The organism is Geobacillus sp. ZGt-1 (assembly GCF_001026865.1).
Taxonomy (GTDB): Bacteria; Bacillota; Bacilli; order Bacillales; family Anoxybacillaceae; genus Geobacillus; species Geobacillus thermoleovorans.
In genome coordinates, this window is the sequence record NZ_LDPD01000023.1 from 776,285 (window position 1) to 777,713 (window position 1,429).

General features: G+C 49.5%; 1 protein-coding gene and 1 pseudogene. One reads left to right on the top strand and one right to left on the bottom strand.

Annotation, left to right across the window (positions count from 1 at the left end):
* Window positions 1–347: pseudogene (locus tag VU18_RS12600) on the bottom strand (1,4-alpha-glucan branching enzyme); the annotation flags it as partial.
* A 206-nt stretch (window positions 348–553) separates the two neighbouring features.
* Here VU18_RS12600 and VU18_RS12605 point away from each other — a divergent pair.
* The coding region (locus VU18_RS12605) for a cation diffusion facilitator family transporter (protein WP_047758165.1) at window positions 554–1,429 on the top strand (876 nt) is incomplete at its 3' end.

A 1,429-nucleotide genomic window follows, 5' to 3' on the forward strand; every position in this document is an offset into this window, starting at 1 on the left:
TCGGAGTAAAAGGCGTACGGGTCGGCTTTCAACAGAACACGGCCATCCGGTGTGATGATCTCATATTTATAGAGATGCCCTTCCAAGTTTTCTGGAACAACGATCGTCCATACCCCTTCGTCGTTCACCTTCGTCAGGGGGGAATTCGCCCCATTCCAATCGTTGAAACTGCCGACAAGACGGACTTCCCGCGCATGGGGCGCCCACACGCAAAAGCGAGTGCCGACCGCTCCGCCGTCGCGGATGACATGAGCGCCGAACAACTCATAACTTTGATACAAACGGCCTTCATGAAACAAATACACTTCTAAATCTGTCGGATTCGCCGCAATCAAGCTGGATCGCATCCTTTCCGAAGCAAAATGATGGCCATACACAACATTGATTCCTATTCGCCAACAGCAGGATTCATTCCTTGAATTGTTCGTCTATATTTTTAGACAAATTCCAACAACCGCTCTTTCTCGCTGTCGAAATTTCATTTGCACACAGGCGGATTTTTATATTATAATATATATAAGTTGATAATTATTATAAATAACGGAGGTGCATTATGGCTCCAACACTGTACGATTTTCACCATCTCCCGCACGTCAAAACGCAACATGAATCAAAAAAAGCGCTCTGGGTGACGCTTTTGTTGACCATGTTTTTCACCGCCGTTGAAATCATTGGCGGACTGATTTCCAACTCGCTCGCCCTCTTGTCCGATTCGGCCCATATGGCATCCGATGTATTGGCGCTTGGATTGAGCATGGTCGCCCTCTACATGGCAACGCGCCCACCGAACCGCCGCTTTACGTTCGGTTTTTTGCGATTTGAAATCATCACATCGTTTTTGAACGGGCTGACGTTGGCCGTCATTGCGCTGTGGATTTTATGGGAAGGCATTCAGCGTTTTCTTCATCCTGAACCGATCAACTTTCGTCTTATGCTCGGAATCGCGGCGATCGGCCTCGTCGTCAACTTGACGTTGACCATCGTCTTAAGCCGGAGCACGAAAGAGGAAGACAACTTGAACGTTCAGAGCGCCCTTTGGCATTTCATCGGCGACTTGATTAGCTCGATCGGCGTCATCGTTTCCGCGCTGCTCATTTACTTCACCGGCTGGACGGTGTTCGACCCGATCATCAGCTTAGTGATCGCCGCCATCATTTTCACAGGCGGGGCGAAAATTATGCGCGAATCGTATCTCATCTTAATGGAAGCCGTGCCAGATGGGTTCGACCTCGAACAAATCCGCGCCGATATTCGAAAGATCGAAGGGGTCGAAGACGTGCACGACATGCACTTATGGGCCATCTCGACCGACCATTACTCGCTGTCGGCTCATGTGTTTGTCAACGAACGCATCCAGCCGCTATGCGTCATCTTGGCGGTGAATGAAATGTTGAAGGAAAAATACGGAATCGAGCACGCCACCATCCAG